Source organism: Streptomyces sp. NPDC096132, assembly GCF_044763345.1.
GTDB lineage: Bacteria > Actinomycetota > Actinomycetes > Streptomycetales > Streptomycetaceae > Streptomyces.
On record NZ_JBIWGA010000009.1, the window covers coordinates 205,059 to 222,282 of the forward strand.

At 72.4% G+C, this 17,224-nt stretch carries 14 protein-coding genes; 3 read left to right on the forward strand and 11 right to left on the reverse strand.

All coding sequences use genetic code 11. From position 1 onward, the window contains the following. The first annotated feature begins 132 nt into the window (after positions 1-132). Positions 133-1,575: a serine/threonine-protein kinase gene (locus ACIRF9_RS22890; RefSeq protein WP_403825509.1), complete on the forward strand. Its 1,443-nt coding sequence runs from the start codon at positions 133-135 to the stop codon at positions 1,573-1,575. An 11-nt stretch (positions 1,576-1,586) separates the two neighbouring features. On the opposite strand, the gene ACIRF9_RS22895 is transcribed toward ACIRF9_RS22890, so the two are convergent. The 8 genes from ACIRF9_RS22895 to ACIRF9_RS22930 all read right to left on the reverse strand — a co-directional run bounded on the left by ACIRF9_RS22895 (position 1,587) and on the right by ACIRF9_RS22930 (position 13,765). After that, entirely contained in the window at positions 1,587-2,405 is an 819-nt protein-coding gene (locus tag ACIRF9_RS22895; RefSeq protein WP_403825103.1) for a TrmH family RNA methyltransferase, read from the reverse strand. Positions 2,406-2,484: 79 nt separating this feature from the next. Continuing rightward, on the reverse strand, positions 2,485-3,717 hold the full coding sequence (gene cobA / locus ACIRF9_RS22900; RefSeq protein ID WP_403825107.1) for a uroporphyrinogen-III C-methyltransferase: 1,233 nt from the start codon (positions 3,715-3,717) through the stop codon (positions 2,485-2,487). A 281-nt stretch (positions 3,718-3,998) separates the two neighbouring features. Further along, entirely contained in the window at positions 3,999-8,582 is a 4,584-nt protein-coding gene (gene cobT, locus ACIRF9_RS22905; RefSeq protein WP_403825110.1) for a nicotinate-nucleotide--dimethylbenzimidazole phosphoribosyltransferase, read from the reverse strand. Positions 8,583-8,950: 368 nt separating this feature from the next. Further along, positions 8,951-10,165: a precorrin-6y C5,15-methyltransferase (decarboxylating) subunit CbiE gene (gene cbiE, locus ACIRF9_RS22910; protein WP_403825113.1), complete on the reverse strand. Its 1,215-nt coding sequence runs from the start codon at positions 10,163-10,165 to the stop codon at positions 8,951-8,953. 106 nt (positions 10,166-10,271) lie between these two features. Next, entirely contained in the window at positions 10,272-10,910 is a 639-nt protein-coding gene (locus tag ACIRF9_RS22915) for a GNAT family N-acetyltransferase (protein ID WP_403825117.1), read from the reverse strand. A 163-nt stretch (positions 10,911-11,073) separates the two neighbouring features. Continuing rightward, the gene (locus ACIRF9_RS22920) at positions 11,074-11,910 is read right to left on the reverse strand and encodes a MetQ/NlpA family ABC transporter substrate-binding protein (RefSeq protein WP_403825120.1); all 837 of its coding nucleotides are present in this window, start codon (positions 11,908-11,910) and stop codon (positions 11,074-11,076) included. Between the two features lie 104 nt (positions 11,911-12,014). Beyond that, complete coding sequence (locus tag ACIRF9_RS22925) at positions 12,015-12,752, reverse strand: methionine ABC transporter permease (RefSeq protein ID WP_403825123.1); 738 nt, start codon at positions 12,750-12,752, stop codon at positions 12,015-12,017. Continuing rightward, complete coding sequence (locus ACIRF9_RS22930) at positions 12,749-13,765, reverse strand: methionine ABC transporter ATP-binding protein (RefSeq protein ID WP_403825126.1); 1,017 nt, start codon at positions 13,763-13,765, stop codon at positions 12,749-12,751. The genes ACIRF9_RS22925 and ACIRF9_RS22930 overlap by 4 nt, the downstream gene beginning before the upstream one ends. Positions 13,766-14,129: 364 nt before the next feature. Between ACIRF9_RS22930 and ACIRF9_RS22935 the strand changes: the two genes are divergently transcribed. Both ACIRF9_RS22935 and ACIRF9_RS22940 read left to right on the forward strand, forming a co-directional pair. Then, a complete protein-coding gene (locus ACIRF9_RS22935; protein WP_403825129.1) occupies positions 14,130-14,489 on the forward strand; it encodes a hypothetical protein in 360 nt (119 codons plus the stop codon). 1 nt (position 14,490) lies between these two features. After that, a complete protein-coding gene (locus ACIRF9_RS22940; RefSeq protein ID WP_403825132.1) occupies positions 14,491-14,907 on the forward strand; it encodes a hypothetical protein in 417 nt (138 codons plus the stop codon). Here the strand turns inward: ACIRF9_RS22940 and ACIRF9_RS22945 are convergent. From ACIRF9_RS22945 to ACIRF9_RS22955, 3 genes are all read right to left on the reverse strand, one after another. Then, positions 14,897-15,394 (reverse strand): GNAT family N-acetyltransferase, encoded by a 498-nt coding sequence (locus tag ACIRF9_RS22945; protein ID WP_403825135.1) that lies wholly within the window; start codon positions 15,392-15,394, stop codon positions 14,897-14,899. The genes ACIRF9_RS22940 and ACIRF9_RS22945 overlap by 11 nt on opposite strands. A gap of 45 nt (positions 15,395-15,439) precedes the next feature. Continuing rightward, positions 15,440-15,946 carry an RNA polymerase sigma factor gene (locus ACIRF9_RS22950; protein ID WP_403825138.1) on the reverse strand — a complete coding sequence of 169 codons (507 nt, stop codon included), beginning with the start codon at positions 15,944-15,946 and terminating at the stop codon, positions 15,440-15,442. Between the two features lie 67 nt (positions 15,947-16,013). After that, a complete protein-coding gene (locus ACIRF9_RS22955; RefSeq protein WP_403825141.1) occupies positions 16,014-17,195 on the reverse strand; it encodes a glycerophosphodiester phosphodiesterase in 1,182 nt (393 codons plus the stop codon). Positions 17,196-17,224: the final 29 nt, after the last annotated feature.

Genomic DNA, 17,224 nt, shown 5'->3' on the forward strand with positions numbered 1-17,224 from the left:
CAGGCCCTCTGACCACTCTTCAAGTCTCCCACCCGGCACTGACAATCGATCGGGACCAGAGGGCGCGGCCTCTGCGCGCGAACGGCCGTGGAAACGTAAGCTGTGCCACGTCACACGGACCGGGCAGCGGGGATGAACATGGCGATGATGCGCCTGAGGCGCGAGGACCCGCGCGTCGTCGGCTCGTTCAGGCTTCACCGACGGCTCGGCGCGGGCGGAATGGGCGTCGTCTATCTGGGCTCCGACAAGAAGGGGCAGCGGGTCGCGCTGAAGGTGATCCGGCCCGATCTGGCGGAGGACCAGGAGTTCCGGTCACGGTTCGCCCGTGAGGTGTCCGCCGCCCGGCGGATCCGGGGCGGATGCACGGCGCGGCTGGTCGCGGCGGATCTCGACGCCGACCGTCCCTGGTTCGCCACACAGTACGTGCCCGGGCCCTCCCTCCATGACAAGGTCAACGAGGACGGGCCGGTCGGGGCGGCCGAGCTCGCGGCGATCGGGGCCGCGCTGTCGGAGGGGCTCGTCGCCGTCCACGAGGCCGGGGTCGTCCACCGGGACCTGAAGCCGTCCAACATCCTGCTGTCCCCCAAGGGCCCGCGGATCATCGACTTCGGCATCGCCTGGGCGACCGGGGCCTCCACGCTCACGCATGTGGGGACGGCCGTCGGCTCCCCCGGCTTCCTCGCGCCCGAGCAGGTGCGGGGGGCCGCGGTCACACCGGCCACGGACGTGTTCTCGCTCGGTGCCACGCTCGCCTACGCCTCCACCGCCGACTCGCCCTTCGGGCACGGCAGTTCCGAGGTGATGCTGTACCGCGTGGTGCACGAGGAGCCCCAGCTGCACGGCGTACCCGACGCCCTGGCCCCGCTGATCCGGGCCTGCCTGGCGAAGGACCCCGACGAACGGCCCAGCACCCTCGATCTCTCGCTGCGGCTGAAGGAGATCGCGGCCCGTGAGGCCCAGGGGATGGGCGACGCACGGCCGCCCGTGCCCAGGGCCGCGGAGGCCGACCGGCCCACCGGACGGCTCGCCCAGTCCAGCTACCCGGAGCGCACGCCGCGCCAGCCGGGCGGGTCGAGAACGGGAGCAGGAGCGGGTTCGGGGTCGGGGCCGACGTCAGGGTCGGGGCCGGGGCCGGGTACGCCTCCGCCCCGGGGTGGAGTGCCGTCCTCGCGAGGGGCGGGTCCCTCTCGAGGTGGGGTTCCGTCGCGTGGCGGAAGTGCCTCACGGGGTGGTGGCGGCAGCGTCTCGTCGTCGCGGTCCGGGAGCCGTCCCGCTCCCGCCTCGCGCAACAGCCGTCCCGGCGGGAGCGGCAGCAGGCCGGCGCCCCGCAGCGGTGCCGGCCGTCCGGCGCCGAGGAACACGGGGACCGGGCGGCGCCCCGCCAACCCGCGTCTGCTGCGCCAGCGGCTGTTCGTCTTCGTCGTCGTGACGCTGCTCGTGGCGGTGGGCATCGCCATCGTCCAAGGCTGCCAGGGGCCGGCCCGTGGACTCGGCCGCGGGGACGGCGTCGTACAGCAACAGCAGTCGCAGCAGCGGGAACAGTCGCAGGGGCACGTGCCGGCCGGCGGGGAGTAGGGCGGGGCCCGCTAGTTCCGAGGGCGGCCCGTCGCCACCGCGTAGAAGGCGACCGCTGCCGCCGCGCCCACGTTGAGGGAGTCGACGCCGTGGGACATGGGGATGCGGACCCATTCGTCGGCGGCGACGAGGGCCTGGGTGGAGAGGCCGTCGCCCTCGGCGCCCAGCATCAGGGCGACCCGGTCCATCTTGTGCGGGGCCGCCTCGTCCAGGGAGCGGGCCTTCTCGTCCGGGGTGAGGGCGAGGAGGGTGAAGCCGGCCTCGCGGACCGAATCCAGGCCCTTGGGCCAGGTGTCCAGTCGGGCGTACGGCACCGAGAAGACGGCGCCCATCGAGACCTTGACGCTGCGACGGTAGAGGGGGTCGGCGCAGTCCGGGGAGAGGAGTACGGCGTCCATGCCGAGTGCCGCGGCGGAACGGAAGATCGCGCCGATGTTGGTGTGGTCGTTGACCGACTCCATGATCACGACCCGGCGGGCGGTCTGGAGGAGTTCGGCGGCCGTCGGGAGCGGCTTGCGCTGCATGGAGGCCAGCGCGCCCCGGTGCACGTGATAGCCGGTGACGCGTTCGGCGAGCTCCGGGCTGACGGCGTACACCGGGGCCGGTAGCTCGTCGATCACGTCGCGCATGACGTCGACCCACTTGGCGGAGAGCAGCATCGAGCGCATCTCGTACCCGGCGTCCTTGGCCCGTCGGATGACCTTCTCGCCCTCCGCGATGAACAGGCCCTCGGCGGGCTCGCGCTTGCGGCGCAGCTCGACGTCGGTCAGGCCGGTGTAGTCGCGCAGGCGCGGGTCGTCGGGGTCGTCAACGGTGATGAGATCGGCCACAGGGTGATACTGCCTTGTCCTGGGTGCGGTGCCAACGGCTCGGAACGGGTTGTGTTACCCGGGGTTACTCCAGCCCCGGTCAGGCGGACGGCTGCGGGCCCACGGTGACGACCTCACCGATGACGATGACCGCGGGAGGTTTGACCTCCTGGGCCTGCACGGTCTCCGCGACCGTCGCGAGGGTCGCGTCCACTCGGCGCTGGGCGGCCGTCGTGCCCTCCTGGACCAGGGCGACGGGAGTCTCGGGCGACTTGCCGTGAGCGACGAGCGTCTCGGCGATCTTCCCGATCTTGTCGACGCCCATGAGGATCACCAGGGTGCCGGTGAGCTTCGCCAGGGACGGCCAGTCGACCAGGGAGCGCTCGTCGTCCGGGGCCACATGGCCGCTGACCACGGTGAACTCATGGGCGACGCCCCGGTGGGTGACCGGGATGCCGGCGGCGCCCGGGACCGAGATGGAACTGGAGATGCCCGGGACGACGGTGCAGGGGATGCCGGCCTCGGCGAGAGCGTGCAGCTCCTCCATGCCCCGGCCGAAGACGTACGGGTCGCCACCCTTGAGGCGGACGACCGACTTGCCCTGCTTGGCGTGCTCGATCAGCGCGTTGTTGATGGCCTCCTGGGCCATGTAACGGCCGTACGGGATCTTCGCCGCGTCGATCACCTCGACGTGCGGCGGGAGTTCGGCGAGGAGGTCGCGCGGGCCGAGCCGGTCGGCGATGACGACGTCGGCCTCGGCGAGGAGGCGGCGGCCGCGGACCGTGATCAGGTCGGGGTCGCCGGGGCCGCCGCCGACGAGGGCGACGCCGGGGGCGCGGGTGCGGTGGTGGGGGGCGACGAGCGTGCCGTCGCGCAGGCCCTCGACCACCGCGTCACGGATGGCGGCGGTGTGGCGGGGGTCGCGGCCCTTGGCGTCCGTGGTGAGTACGGCGACGGTGACGCCCTCGCTGGTGCCGGTGGCCGGGGTCCAGGCGGTCGCCTGGTCGGCGTCGTCGGAGCGGACGCACCAGACGCGGTGTGCTTCCGCCTCGGCCGAGGCCTGTTCGTTCGCGGCCGGGTCGCGGGTGGCGATCAGGGCGTACCAGGCGTCCGCGAGGTCGCCTTCGGCGTAGGGGCGGCGGGTCCAGGTGATCTCGCCCGCGTCGGCCATCGCCTCGACCGAGGGGGTCGCTTCGGGGGATACGAGGTGGATGTCGGCGCCTGCCGCGATCAGTGCGGGGAGGCGGCGTTGGGCGACCTGGCCGCCGCCGAGGACTACGACCCTGCGGCCGGTGAGGCGGAGGCCTACGGGGTAGGGGGGGTGTTCGGCCATGAGGGGCGGCTCCTCCGGGGCTTGGCGGTGGCCCTGACGTGCAGATTTTAAGCGGCGGGCGGATTTGGCGGATCGGGTGTCCGGTGGGTGGGCGTTGTGCGCCAGGTGCCGGGCTGTGGGTGGTTGTGCCCACCCGTTCCGCTGGGGGTACCCCCAGGCTCTCAAGGCACTGGGGGAGGAACGACTGCCCACAACCACGGCCGGATGCCCAGTGCGTGCCGGTCACCGCGCCCAGGGACACCACGACACCCCGGCACTCGCGTCCCGGGTGCCCCTCACGCCTACTTCTCAGTGACCCCCGCCGAGTCGAACGTCGCCACCTCGTGCATGGCCCTTGCTGTGCTCTGGACCAGGGGGAGGGCCAGGAGGGCGCCGGTGCCTTCGCCGAGGCGGAGGTCGAGGTCGACCAGGGGGCGGAGGCCGAGCTTGTTGAGGGCGGCCACGTGGCCCGGTTCCGCGCTGCGGTGGCCCGCGATGCAGGCCGCGAGGACCTCGGGGGCGATGGCGCGGGCGACCAGGGCGGCGGCGCCGGCGCTGACGCCGTCCAGGATCACGGGGGTGCGCAGGGACGCGCCCCCCAGGAGCAGGCCGACCATCGCCGCGTGTTCGAAGCCGCCGATCGCGGCCAGGACGCCGATCGGGTCGGCCGGGTCCGGCTGGTGGAGGTCCAGGGCGCGGCGCACGACCTCGGTCTTGCGGGCCAGGGTCTCGTCGTTGATGCCGGTGCCGCGGCCGGTGACCTCGGACGGGTCCGCGCCGGTGAAGACAGAGATCAGGGCGGCGGACGCGGTCGTGTTCGCGATGCCCATCTCGCCCGTCAGCAGGGCCTTGTTACCGGCTGCCACCAGGTCGCGGGCCGTCTCGATGCCGACCTCGATGGCCTGCTTGGCCTCCTCGCGGGTCATCGCGGGGCCGGTGGTCATGTCGGAGGTACCCGCGCGGACCTTGCGGGGCAGCAGGCCGGGGGTCGCCGGAAGGTCGGCGGCCACGCCCACGTCCACGACGCAGACCTCGGCGCCCACCTGCGACGCGAAGGCGTTGCAGACGGCCCCCCCACCGAGGAAGTTGGCGACCATCTGGGCCGTCACCTCCTGCGGCCAGGGGGTGACGCCCTGGGCGTGCACGCCGTGGTCGCCCGCGAAGATCGCGACGGCCGCGGGCTCCGGGATCGGCGGCGGGCACTGCCGGGACAGGCCGGACAGCTGCGCGGAGATGATCTCCAGCATGCCGAGCGCGCCGGCCGGCTTGGTCATGCGCTTCTGGCGCTCCCAGGCCTCGCCGAGCGCCTTGGCGTCCAGCGGGCGGACGCTGGCCACCGTCTCGGCGAGCAGGTCGTGCGGGTCCTCGCCGGGCAGCGCGCGACGGCCGTACGTCTCCTCGTGGACGACCCAGGACAGCGGGCGCCGCTTGGCCCAGCCGGCCTGCATCAGCTCGGGCTCGTCCGGGAACTCGTCGACGTAGCCGACGCAGAGGTAGGCGACCACCTCGAGGTGCTCGGGCAGGCCGAGCGCGCGGACCATCTCGCGCTCGTCGAAGAAGCTGACCCAGCCGACGCCGAGGCCCTCGGCGCGGGCGGCGAGCCAGAGGTTCTCGACCGCGAGCGCGGAGGAGTACGGCGCCATCTGCGGCTGCGTGTGACGGCCCAGCGTGTGGCGGCCGCCGCGGGTCGGGTCGGCGGTGACCACGATGTTCACCGGAGTCTCGAGGATGGCCTCGATCTTCAGTTCCTTGAACTGCTTCGCCCGGCCCTTGGGGAGGGACTTGGCGTACGCGTCGCGCTGACGCATCGCCAGTTCGTGCATCGCGCGGCGCGTGTCGGCGGAACGGATGACGACGAAGTCCCAGGGCTGCGAGTGGCCGACGGAGGGCGCGGTGTGGGCGGCCTCCAGGACCCGCAGCAGCACCTCGTGCGGGATCGGGTCGCCGCGGAAGCCGTTGCGGATGTCGCGGCGCTCGCGCATCACCTTCAGGACGGCCTCGCGCTCGGCCTCGTCGTACGCGGGCGCGGCGGGGCCGGTGGACTCTCTGGCTTCTTCCACGGGGGCCGTGCTCTCTTCCTGGTCGGCGGCCCTGGTTTCCAGGTCCTCCGGGCTCTGCGCGACCTCGGGGTCGGGGTCGGCCTGGACGTCGGCGTCGGGCTCCGTGTCCGGGGTCGCCGGGGCGGGAGCGGCGTCGGCCGCGCGGGGGGCGGGGACGGTGGGGACGGCGGCCTGCGCGAGAGCCTCCGGCTGGTCCGTCGGCGTCCCTACGGGCTGCTGGGCCTCCGTGGGGACCACCACGGCCTGCGGCGCGGTCGGGGCGAGGTGCGGGGTGGTCGGCACAGTGCCTTCGACCGGCACGAACTCGCCCACGGGCTGGTCCGGCCGGGGAGCGGAGGGGGCCGGCTGCGGGTCGGTGAGGAGCGTGGCCGGCTGGGGGGTGGGGGCGAGGTCCGTCGGAGGCTCGGCGGGGACTTCGGCCGGAGCCTCGGCCGACGTCTCCTCTTCCTCCTCCGTCTGCGTCTGCGTCTGCGTCTGCGGGGTCGCAGCCAGCGGGGTGGGGGTGGAGACGGGGTTGTCCGGGGTCTGAGACGCCGGGTCCGCCTGGTGGGCGGCGGCGGGGGCCCGGTGCTCGGTCGCGGGCTGGGCCTCCGGCTCCGGCTGGGCGTCCGTGGCCTGCTCGGCAGACTGCTCCGGTGTGGGTAGGGCCTGGGGGGTGGGCTGCGGCTGCGGCTGCGGCTGCGACTGCGACTGCGACTGCGCGGCGATCGGTTCGGCGGGCACGACCGTTGCCTCGTCGGCGATCTGCTCGGCTTCGGCCTCGGCGGGGACGGCGACGGCCTCGGCGGACGGGACGGCTTCGACCACGGCGGGCTGGACGGCGTCGGCCTCAGCCGAGGCGGTCTCGACCGCGTCGGCCTCAGCCGGTGTGACAGACGCCTCTACGACCTGCGGGGCATCAGCGGCGACAACAGGAGGCTCGGCAGCGGGAACCGGAGGCTCGGCAGCGTGGCTCTCCTGTGCGGCGACGGCCGCTTCGAGCGCGGTTGTGAACACTTCCTGCGCGGGCGCAGCCTGTTCCGGTGCCTCAGCGGTCACGGTGTCCGCGGGCTCGGAGGTCTCGGCGGTGGTGTCGGGTACGACCGTGGGGGCGGGGTCGATGACCTCCGCCGCGTCCTGGGCCGTCTCCTGGACCGGAGTTGCGTCCGGAACCGCGGACTCGGCCACGGTCTCGGGCGCCGGCGTCTGGGAGACCTGAGCCGGCTCGGAGATCGGTGCCACCTCGGCAGGGCTCACCTCGGCCGCCTGAGCAGCTTCAGCCGCGGGAGTCCCGAGCGCGTGCACGTCGGTTGCAGGCACCTCGGAAACCTGGACCGCCTCCGGCGCGGGCACCTCGGCGACCTGCGCCACCTCGGCCGCGGGCACCTCGGCTACCTGCGCCGCAGCCGACGCCTCGGCGCCCTGAACCGCCTCGCCGACCTTCACGTCGGGAACCGGGGCCGCCTCGACGGCGCTCTCCTCCGACGCCTGCGCCGCCTCGACCGGGATCGCCACAGCCTCCTGTGCCACCTCGGCCGGATTCACCTCAGCGGCCTGCGCGATGTCAGCGGGCTCCGCCTCGGCAGCGCCCTCCTCCGCGGCCTGGACCACGGCCACGGAGTCCGCCTCGGGAACCACCTCTGCCACGGCCGTCGGCTCGCCGGACTGCACGCCGTCCGCAGCGGCGGAGGCCTGCGGAGCCTCCGGCGCGGGCGCCGCTTCAACAGCCGCGACTTCGACAGCCGCCACATCGACCGCTGCCACATCAGCCGCCGCCACGTCGACATCCGGCACGTCAGCAGCCACCACGTCCACATCCGGTACGGCCACAGGCTCAACAGGCCCAACTGCACCAACCGCACCAACCGCACCAACCGCACCGACAGAAGCAGCGGACTCGTCCCCCACCTCGTCGGCGACATCCTGCTCACCCTCGGCGATCAGCGCCGCTCCGAGCAGCTGGCCGGTGTCGACGATCCCGGAGAAAGAGGGAGCGAACCGGGCCGGCTCGACGGTCGCCGCCGGTCCGGGGACGTGGGCGGGCTCCCCGGTCACGATTCCGGGAACCTGCGCCGCCGGGGTCGTAGGCACCACGGCATCACCACCGACACCGCCACCGCCGTACGCCGCCTCGGCGCTCTCCGCCCCGTGCTGGGCGGTCGCGGCGATCGCCTCGGTCGCCACGCGGGCCACGACGGCCTCGGCGGCGCTCACCGGCTCGGGCTCCGGAGTGGCGGGAACCGCCGCCGGAACCGGAACAACCGTTTCCGCAGCCGTCACCCCGGAGGCGACCGGCCCCTGGGCCGGAACGGCGGCCGGAGCGGCGGCGGGAGCAGTGGCCTGGGCCCCGGCCGGAGCGCCCCAGGGGGTCGCGCCCTGCAGGGGCGTCTCCCGCAGCGGCGGGACGTCGAGGTACTCGGGGCCGGAGGCGGGCGCGCCGGGGTGGCGTACCGGAGCGCCGGCGGGGCCGCGGTCGGCGAGGGAGCGGACCGGGCTGGAGGAGGTGTCGGGGATCGGCGGGCCGAGGTGGAGGGGGCGGCGCGGGGCCGGCTGGGGCGGCGTCGCGGGGCCGGGCAGACGTACGGCGCTGAGGTCGACCGAGCCGCTGTCGCGGCCGGAGATCTCGTGCGGGCCGGGCTCGTGCAGCGTCTCGACGACCGGCTCGGGCGCGGGCGGCGCCACCTCGTTGCCCCATGCGCCCTGGGCGCCAGGCAGCAGCAGGTCTTCGTCCTCGGCGGTGGTCTCGGAGAGGAAGGTGTACGCACCGTGCGCGGGGGCGCCCGGCTGCTCCACCATGCCTGCGCTCTCCGGCAGCCCCTCGCCCGGGACCTGGCCGGTGTCGGTCATGCGTACCCCTCGCCCATCGGTTTAGTGCTCCTACGACCAGCTCACCCGGAGCGGCGCACCGACCGCCCCGTAGTGAAGAACGAGCGTCCGTGCCCAGCGGCACGAACGACCCGCCCGAAAAAGCGACAAAGCCATTCAGTGGCATTGTCCCGGCCGTCGTCGCGTCGCGACAGGTTGATCTCCGTCGCGCCGCTGTGGACTGCGCCACGTTGCGCGCCCTCCGGTTCTGCCGTACCACGTCCCACCCCAAAAGGGATGTGTTTTCCGGACATTGACCGACGAAGTGCCGGGCGAACGGAAGCGGTACGACGATCGGCCAGCCTACCGCGAGCGGTACGACAACAGGATCACGGGGAGGGCGAACCGGGTCACGTCCGGCGGTCCGGCAGAACCCCGCTGAGCAGGAACGCGACACTCCGTTCGGTCTCCGTCCAGACCCGCGTGTCGAGTTGGACGGACTGCAGGAGGGCGCACTCGACGCGGTAGCCGTGCTCGGTCAGGTCGCGGCCGACGCGTTCGGCGGCGTCGCGGGTCGCGGCGTGGGTGACGATGCGCTGCGGGCGGCGGTCGGCGACGGCGGAGACGACGGGCGCTCCCCCGCCACCGACCCGGACGACGTCCGGTTCGGGCAGGTTCTCCAGGACGTGCGGGGCGGTGCCGCGGACGATCTGGAGCTGGACGCCGTGGCGGCGGGCGGCGGCGTCCGTGCGGGCGCACGCCTCCAGGTCGCGGTCGACGGCGAGGACGGCGGCGCCCGCCCGCGCGGCCTCGGTCGCGAACGCCCCGCTGCCGCAGCCGATGTCCCAGACGAGGTCGCCCACGCGCGGTCCGAGCCGGGCGAGTTGGGCCGCGCGCAGGAACTCGGCCTCCCCCTCGCCGAGCCCGGGTCCGCCGCGGTACGCCTCGGCGGGCAGCGTCCAGCCGCGCGGGCCGGCGGCCGGGTCGCTCCCGGTGATCCAGCCGCCGTCGCCCCCGGCGCTCGCCCCGCCGATGACGATGACGACGTTGGGGTCGCGCCAGGTGTGGTCGACGGCCTTGTCCGAGGTCAGGACGCTGACCCGTTCGCGGTCGGTGCCGAGTTCCTCGCAGACGACGAAGGTGCGGTGCACACCCTCCAGGAGCAGGCCCAGCTCGGCGGGCCCGGCACCCGGCGAGGTGAGGACGGCGACCTTGGTGTGAGCACGGCAGACGTTGACCGCGCGGCGCAGGGTGCGCCGGTGGGCGACGACGACCTGGGCGTCGTCCCAGGGCATCCCGGCGCGGGCGAAGGCGGCGGCGACGGAGGAGACGGCCGGGACGACCTCGACCTCCAGGCCGAACTCGGGTGCGCGCAGGGTCCGTACGACGCCGAAGAAGCCCGGGTCGCCGTCGGCGAGGACGACCGCCGTGCCCCGGTGGCCCGCGATACGGCGGGCGGCGAGGGAGACGCTGCCCAGGCGGATGCGTTCCGCGCCCGGCGGTACCTCGGGCAGCGTCAGGTGGTGGGCGGCCCCGGCCACCAGCGTGGCGGCACCCAGCGCCGAGCGGGCCGCGGCGGTCAGCGGCGAGCCGTCCCAGCCGATCACCGTGACGCGGTCGGCCATGGTCGTCAGTCTCCCGGGGTTCACGCAGGTAGCGGGCTCCGTGAGGGTACCTGGTCGGCGGGGCCGGGCGACGGCGGCTTCCGGTCGGTTCCCGTCGCCGTGGGGCTCAGTTCCAGTCGGTGTACGACGTGAAGCCGCCGCTCTCGGCGAGCTGCTCGCCGGCGCCCTCCAGGTCCTCGGGCAGCAGGCTCCACACGATGAAGTCGGTGCGCACCTCGGCCCAGGTGCCGTCCTCGGCACGGGCACGGGCTATGCAGGCGTTGCGCAGGACGCCCTCGCTGATACAGCCGATCTTCTGCGCGACCTGCTGGGAGGCGGTGTTGTCGGCGGCCGTGCGCAGCTCGATGCGCTCGAACTTCTGGTCGGTGAACAGCCATTGGGCGGTGGCCAGGGCGGCCTCGGAGGCATAGCCCTCGCCGCGGGCCCAGGAGGCGACGATGTACGACAGTTCGGTGGAACGGACGTGCCAGTTGGTCTTGCCGAGCTGGATGACGCCGACGAGCCGCTGGGTGAGGAACTCGGTGACGGCGAGGTCGAGGCCGCGTCCGGCGGTGCGTTCGGAGGGCGCGTACTCGCTGATCCAGTGACGCGCGCCGGCCTCGCTGAACGGCTGGGGCACGGACGTCCAGGCCGCTATCTGCTCGTCGTTCATCATCTCGGCCAGGGCCGGCACGTCGTCCTCGTCGAGGGGACGCAGCACCAACCGCTCCGTGCTGATGGAGATGGTGGGGAAGGTGCTCGTCATGCGCCGCTCCGTAACCTTCGAAACCTCGGGATCCGACCTACCGAACCGTCAGGACCCGCTGAACTGCCCAGCATGCAGCATGAAAGCACTGAACCGCACCACGGGGTCCTCCCCTGACCAGGAGAGGACCCCGTGGGCGCGGACGCCACCAGCGTCGGGCGGCTCAGAACGCGGCGACCACGGCGCCGTCGTACTTGTCCTCGATGAACTTCTTCACCTCGGCCGAGGTGAGCAGCTTCGCGAGCTTCTGGACCCGGGGGTCGTCCTCGTTGCCCTTCTTCACGGCGAGGAAGTTCGCGTACGGGTTGTCCTTCGCGGACTCGGCGACGAGGGCGTTCTTCGCGGGGCTGAGGTCGGCCTCCAGCGCGTAGTTGCCGTTGATCACCGCGGCGTCGACGTCGGCGAGGGAGCGCGGCAGCTGGGCCGCCTCCAGCTCCTTGAACTCGAGGTTCTCGGGGTTGGACGTCACGTCCTTGGGGGTCGCCGCGAAGCCGACACCCGACTTCAGCTCGATCAGCCCGTTGGCCTCCAGGAGCTTCAGGGCGCGGGCCTCGTTGGTGGTGTCGTTCGGCAGGGCGATGGTGGCGCCCTTCTTCAGGTCGTCGAGCTTCTTGACGCCCTGGGAGTACAGGCCGAGCGGCTCCAGGTGCACGGTGGCGCCCGGCACGGCGACGATGTCGGTGCCGTTCTTCTTGTTGAAGTCGTCCAGGTACGGCTGGTGCTGGAAGTAGTTGGCGTCGACCTCGCCCTGCTGGACTGCCGTGTTGGGGGTCACGTAGTCCGTGAACTCCTTGACCTCCAGGTCGAGGCCGGCCTTCTCCGCGAGGTTGTCCTTGATGTAGGCGAGGATCTCGCCCTGCGGAGTGGGCGTGGCGGCGACGGTCAGCGTGGCGTTCGCGTCGGTGCTGCCGGAGTCCTTGTCCGAGCCGCAGGCGGTGAGTCCGAGGGTGAGGGCTCCGGCGGCGAGGACGGCGGTGGTGATCTTGGCGGTGTTACGCACGAAAAGTGCCTTTCCTATGGGTGGTGCGACCCCGCGGTGGGTGTGCGGGGAGTTCAGGGGTGCGCGGGGAGTTCAGGGGTGCGCGGGTGGGGCCGGAAGGGCTCTCAGGCGACCTTGCTCACCTCGGCGGCCGCCGGCTCCTTGGCCTTCAGCAGGCGCAGCTTCGGCGCGGGGCCGGAGCGGCCGCCCCGGCGGTGCAGGGCGCGGGCCGCGTAGTCGCCGGCGAACTGGATGAGCGAGATCACGACGGCGAGGACCGCGACGGTGATCCACATCAGGTCGGTCTCGAAGCGCTGGTAGCCGTAGCGGACGGCGATGTCGCCGAGGCCGCCGGCACCGACCGTGCCGGCCATGGCGGAGTAGCCGATGAGCGCGACGATCGTGGTGGTCGTGGAGGAGATCAGCGAGGGCAGCGACTCGGGGACGAGGACCTTGCGTACGACGGTCCAGGTGTTGCCGCCCATCGCCTGCACGGCCTCGACGAGCCCGCCGTCCACTTCGCGGACAGCCGTCTCGACGAGGCGCGCGAAGAACGGGATGGCCCCGACGGCGAGCGGCACGATGGCGGCCTCGCGGCCGATGGTGGTGCCGGTGATCGAGCGGGTGAAGCCCATGAGCGCGACCATCAGGATGATGAACGGCATCGAGCGGGCGATGTTCACGACCTGCCCGATGATTTTGTTGGCGACGATGTTCTGGAGCAGGCCGCCCCGGTCGGTGAGGACCAGCAGGACGCCGAGCGGCAGGCCGCCGGCGACCGCGATGAGGGTGGACCAGCCGACCATGTAGAGGGTGTCCCAACAGGCCTGCGACAGCAGGGGCTGCATTTCCGACCAGGTCACTTGGCGCCCTCCGCGAGCAGTACGTCGATCTGCAGGCCCTGTTCGCGCAGGAAACCGATGGGCACCACGTTCTCCTCGTAGCGGCCGGGCAGTTCGATGCGCATCCGGCCGACCTGGAGGCCGCCGACGGTGTCGATGGCGGCGCCGAGGATCGAGATGTCGATGTTGTAAGTGCGCGACAGCCGGGAGATGACCGGCTGGGTGGCGGCCTCGCCGTGGAACGTGACGTCGAGGACGGTGCGGTCGTCGCCGGTGGCCTCGCCGTCGACCGGGAAGAGGGCCGCGGCCAGTTCGGAGCCGGGGGTGGCGAGCAGCTCGCTGACCGTGCCGGACTCCACGATCCGGCCCCGCTCCATGAGCGCGGCGGAGTCGCAGATCGACTTCACCACGTCCATTTCGTGGGTGATGAGCAGGACGGTCAGCCCCAACTGCCGGTTCAGGTCGCGCAGCAGCTGGAGGATGGAGCGGGTGGTCTCCGGGTCGAGGGCGCTGGTCGCCTCGTCGGAGAGCAGCACCTTGGGGTCGCCGGCGAGGGCGCGGGCGATGCCGACGCGCTGCTTCTGACCGCCGGAGAGCTGGGCCGGGAAGGACTTCGCCTTGTCGGCGAGCCCGACCAGGTCGAGCAGTTCCAGGGCCTTGCGGGAACGTTCCTTCCCTGAGACGCCGAGGATCTCCAGCGGCAGTTCGACGTTGTCCTGCACGGTCCGCGAGGACAGCAGGTTGAAGTGCTGGAAGACCATGCCGATCCGGCTGCGCGCCTGCCGCAGCTCCCGGCCGGCCCGGGGTCCGCGGCCGGCGAGGGCGGTGAGGTCCTCCCCGGCGACGCTGACCGTGCCGGAGGTGGGGCGTTCCAGGAGGTTGACGCAGCGGATCAGCGAGGACTTGCCGGCGCCGGACTGGCCGATGACGCCGTACACCTCGCCTTCGCGGACGTGCAGGTCGACGCCGTCGAGGGCGGTGACCTCACGACCGCGCGAGCGGTAGACCTTGGTGAGGCCTGTTGTCGTGATCACTGGGATTTCCGTCACTGTCGAGTGCGCGGGCGTGGGTGTGCCCGGGCGCACGGGTGCGTTCGTTCAGGGACGCGGCACGTCTCTCGCTGCGGTGCCGAGGAGAGAACAGATGCGCGGAGCGGAGGCTCGGAGGGTGGTGCGGGGGCCCGCTAGCAGGCGCACATTCGACACATACGACACATACAGCGCACGCCGGGCGTCAGGATCGCCTCGGTCGCAAGGGTGCGGCTGCTCGTCGTGGTCATGTGCATCAGTAAACCAGACCTATGGTGCTGACAAAGAAACGCTTGTCCACATGCTGGACGAGCGTGGACAGCACGGGGCCCGCCGCGGAGTGCCGATTACGGCGTAATAGGGTCACTGCATGCTTGATGCCCTGACGCTGGTGACCGGCGTCGCCGCGTTGCTGCTCGCCGCCTGGTGCGGCTGGGCGGCCTACCGTGACCAGCCGACGAAGGACTGGCACTTCATCGGGATGGCCGTGGTCTCGGTGCTGGCCGTGATCCAGCTGGTGATCGGGATCGTGCAGCTGGCGCGGGGCGAGAAGCCGGAGCAGGGCACGACGATCTTCGTGGCCTATCTGCTGGGGGCGTTCGCGTGCGTCCCCGCGGCCGGGTTCATGTCGCTGGCCGAGCGGACCCGCTGGGGTTCGGTGACGGTCGCCGCCGGCGCGGTCGTGCTCGCCGTCCTCGAAGTACGGCTCTACGACATCTGGGGAGGCTGAGATGACGGCGGTTCAGGAGAAGCCGGCCCGGCTGATCAGCGGGCCCGGCATGGTGCTGGTGTGGTTCTACGGCGTGATGGTCGTCGGAGCCGTGTCGCGCTCGGCGTACCAGATCGCGACGGAGTTCGACCGGGCGCCGCTCGCGTACTCGCTGTCGGCGGTGGCGGGACTCGTGTACGGGTTCATCACGTACTCGCTGGTCCGGGGCGGCGAGACGGCCCGCAGGGCGGCGCAGGTGTGCTGTGCCGCCGAGCTCGCGGGTGTACTGGTCGTCGGCACGTGGACCCTGATCGAGCCGTCGGCCTTCCCGGACGCGACGGTCTGGTCCGACTACGGCATGGGGTACGTGTTCATCCCCGTGCTGCTGCCGCTGTCGGCCCTGTACTGGCTGCGGAAGTCCCGTACGGCTAAGCCGTAGCCGCGTACTCGCCCGCCGCCTTCTCCAGGACGATCATCGGTACGCCGTCCGTGCCCTGGGACGTGCCCACCGTCTGGTAGCCGACCCGGCGGTAGAGGCGGAGGTTGCCCTCGCTGCGGTGCCCGGTGTGGAGGCGGAACTTCTTTGCGCCGCGCTCCTCGGCGAGGGCGGACTCGGCGGCGCGCAGGAGGCGGGCGCCGATGCCGTGCCCCTGGAGGCGGGGGTGGACGCAGAGCTTGCCGATCGAGGCGGCGCCGTCGTCGGTGATGTGGCCGCGGACCGAGCCGACCACCTCGTCGCCCAGCCGGGCCACGAAGACGCAGTCGGAGGCGAGCTCCTCCTTGACCGAGTCGAGGGTCTGGACGAGCGGGGCGATGCGGTAGTTGCCGTACAGCGCGGCTTCGCTCTGGAAGCACAGGTACTGCAGCCTGAAGATCTGCTCGGCATCCTGCTCGGTCGCCACCGAGATGGTCACGCTCATGCCCATGTGCGCACGCCTCCCGCTCACCTGATCGCCTGTGGTCCTTCACTCCTATCCCCGCAGTTGGCGGGCCGCAACCTCCGGTGCGAGCAAACGCCTGAGACATCCCAGACATCTGGAGCGTTCCGGGCCGAGACTTCCCTGTGAGATACCCAACTCCCCCGCGATCTCGCGGTAGGTGAGGTCCTCGGGCGACAGGAACGCCTGAAGGAGACGGGAGCAGCGGCCGGGGAGGCGGCCCACGGCCGCGCGCAGGGCGCGGCGGCGGGCGGCGGCGAGGGCGAGCTGCTCGGGCCCGTGGTCGCGGTCGTCGGCCGGCTCGGTCTCGTACGGTCGCTCGAGGCGGGTGATGCGGCGACTGCGGCGGGCCTCCGCGCGGACGGCCCGGCGCAGCCAGCCCTGGGGGTCGCGGGGCGGGCCGTCGGTGGCGAGGTGCTCCAGGAGGCGGAGCCAGACCGCCTGTTCCAGGTCACCGGGCTCGGTGCCGGTGGCGTGTGCCTCGGCGGAGGACTCCGCGGCAAGGAGGGGGCGCAGGTGGGTGAGCAGGTCGTGCGTCATGTGCCACACGATGCGGCCGCCGGGACGGTTGGTTGCCCCGGCGGCCGACTGTCACTCCAACGGGGAATCAGCCCTTGACGAAGTCCGCGCGGGCCAGCACGCCGGTGTCCGCGTTGTCGGTGAAGACGCCGTCGATGCCGGTCGCGAAGTAGGTGCGGAAGGCGCCGAAGACATCGCCGTACGCGTCCGCGTCGGTGCCCTTGCGGAAGTTCGCGGGCAGGAAGGGGTTCTCGTTGCGCATGGTGTAGGGGTGCAGGATCAGGCCGACCGCGTGGGCGTCCTTCACCAGGGTGGTCGGGGTGGTGAGGTTGCCGTTGGCGTCCTTCGGGATGACCAGGTCGAGCGTGGGACCGATGCCCTGGGCGTAGCCGGCGATCTCCCTGAGGCCGGCCCGGGTGATCAGGTCGGCGACCGTGCGCGGGTCGCCCGCCTCGACGAAGTCCCAGGGGCGGGTCGTCGCACCGGACAGCAGCACCACCAGGGGGTTGTCGACCAGCTTGTTCAGGCGCTGGATGCTGCTCGGCTCGAAGGACTGCAGGATGACCGGCGAGTTCTTCCTGTCCTTGCCGTACTTGTGCAGCAGCTTGGCGACCCGCTCCTCCAGGCCGAGGCCCAGCTTGCGGAAGTAGGTGGGGTGCTTGGTCTCCGGGTAGATCCAGACCTGCTTGCCGCGCTTGCGGGTCTGCTCGTCCTGCCACTTGAGGACTTCCTCGAAGGTGGGGATCTCCCAGCGGCCGTTGTAGAGGGTGTTGTGCGGGCGGTTGGCCGGGATGCGCTCGATCGCGCGGAGCGTCTTGAGCTCGGCCAGCGTGAAGTCCTCGGTGAACCAGCCGGTGGTGGAGACGCCGTCCAGCACCTTCGTCGTCCTGCGGCCGGCGAACTCGGGATGGTCGGCGACGTCCGTCGTGCCGCCGATCTCCGGCTCGTGACGGCAGACGATGTGGCCGTCCTTGGTCGGGACGAGGTCGCCGGCCTCGACGATGTCGGCGCCCAGGTCGAGGGCGAGCTGGTAGGAGCCGAAGGTGTGCTCGGGGCGGTAGCCGCTGGCGCCGCGGTGACCGATGATCGTCGGGACGGGGAGGCTCTTCAGACCGCCTCCGCCGTGCCGTGCGTCGGCGGCTCTCGCGGTGCCCGACAGACCGAGGACTCCCCCGGTGGCACCGAGCACCGCCGCGCCGAGGAGTGCCCGGCGTCCGGTCCCGCCCACACTCACCTGCTCGTTCGACTCCCGCGCGTCCTGCGATCCCATGGGGCCCTCCTGCCCGTCGGCTCGTTCGT